The sequence below is a fragment of the Pseudomonas sp. A-B-19 genome, assembly GCF_019947515.1.
GTDB lineage: Bacteria > Pseudomonadota > Gammaproteobacteria > Pseudomonadales > Pseudomonadaceae > Aquipseudomonas.
Map to the genome: position 1 here is coordinate 1 of NZ_JAGYGN010000061.1, position 1,637 is coordinate 1,637.

The window sequence follows — 1,637 nt, forward strand, 5'->3', positions numbered from 1 at the left end:
CGGGGTTCTTTTCGCCTTTCCCTCACGGTACTAGTTCACTATCGGTCAGTCAGTAGTATTTAGCCTTGGAGGATGGTCCCCCCATATTCAGACAAAGTTTCTCGTGCTCCGTCCTACTCGATTTCATTGACAAGAGATTTTCGCGTACAGGGCTATCACCCACTATGGCCGCACTTTCCAGAGCGTTCCGCTAATCTCAAATCAACTTAAGGGCTAGTCCCCGTTCGCTCGCCACTACTAAGGGAATCTCGGTTGATTTCTTTTCCTCAGGGTACTTAGATGTTTCAGTTCCCCTGGTTCGCCTCTTGCACCTATGTATTCAGTACAAGATAACCATCTTATGATGGCTGGGTTCCCCCATTCAGACATCTCCGGATCAAAGTCTGTTTGCCGACTCCCCGAAGCTTTTCGCAGGCTACCACGTCTTTCATCGCCTCTGACTGCCAAGGCATCCACCGTATGCGCTTCTTCACTTGACCATATAACCCCAAGCAATCTGGTTATACTGTGAAGACGACATTCGCCGAAAATTCGCACTTGCTCATAGAGCAACTCACAAATTTTACCTTAGCCTGATCCGTTACCAGTGAAAGTAACGTTCAGTCTATCTTTCTATCACATACCCAAATTTTTAAAGAACGAACTAGTCAAAGACTAGAAATCAACATTCACCATCGAACCGATGGAATGCTCATTTCTAAGCTTTATACGTCAGAAGCAGTAGTGGTGGAGCCAAACGGGATCGAACCGTTGACCTCCTGCGTGCAAGGCAGGCGCTCTCCCAGCTGAGCTATGGCCCCGTATTTCTACAGGCGTTTCCCACACAAAATTGGTGGGTCTGGGCAGATTCGAACTGCCGACCTCACCCTTATCAGGGGTGCGCTCTAACCAACTGAGCTACAGACCCAATTTCGGGCTGCTTCTTATCGTCTTCTTCAATGAATCAAGCAATTCGTGTGGGAGCTCATGGAGCAGCTGAGTCGTCGATTAAGGAGGTGATCCAGCCGCAGGTTCCCCTACGGCTACCTTGTTACGACTTCACCCCAGTCATGAATCACACCGTGGTAACCGTCCTCCCGAAGGTTAGACTAGCTACTTCTGGTGCAACCCACTCCCATGGTGTGACGGGCGGTGTGTACAAGGCCCGGGAACGTATTCACCGCGACATTCTGATTCGCGATTACTAGCGATTCCGACTTCACGCAGTCGAGTTGCAGACTGCGATCCGGACTACGATCGGTTTTGTGGGATTAGCTCCACCTCGCGGCTTGGCAACCCTCTGTACCGACCATTGTAGCACGTGTGTAGCCCAGGCCGTAAGGGCCATGATGACTTGACGTCATCCCCACCTTCCTCCGGTTTGTCACCGGCAGTCTCCTTAGAGTGCCCACCTTAACGTGCTGGTAACTAAGGACAAGGGTTGCGCTCGTTACGGGACTTAACCCAACATCTCACGACACGAGCTGACGACAGCCATGCAGCACCTGTCTCAATGTTCCCGAAGGCACCAATCCATCTCTGGAAAGTTCATTGGATGTCAAGGCCTGGTAAGGTTCTTCGCGTTGCTTCGAATTAAACCACATGCTCCACCGCTTGTGCGGGCCCCCGTCAATTCATTTGAGTTTTAACCTTGCGGC

At 50.9% G+C, this 1,637-nt stretch carries 2 tRNA genes and 2 rRNA genes; all 4 read right to left on the reverse strand.

Features of this window, described 5'->3' with window-relative positions:
- Positions 1 to 479: ribosomal RNA gene (locus tag KGA81_RS29910) — 23S ribosomal RNA — on the reverse strand; the annotation flags it as partial.
- A gap of 245 nt (positions 480 to 724) precedes the next feature.
- Positions 725 to 800 (reverse strand) — tRNA-Ala (locus KGA81_RS29915).
- A 30-nt stretch (positions 801 to 830) separates the two neighbouring features.
- Positions 831 to 907: transfer RNA gene (locus KGA81_RS29920), tRNA-Ile, on the reverse strand.
- An 81-nt stretch (positions 908 to 988) separates the two neighbouring features.
- Positions 989 to 1,637, reverse strand: a 16S ribosomal RNA gene (locus KGA81_RS29925); the annotation flags it as partial.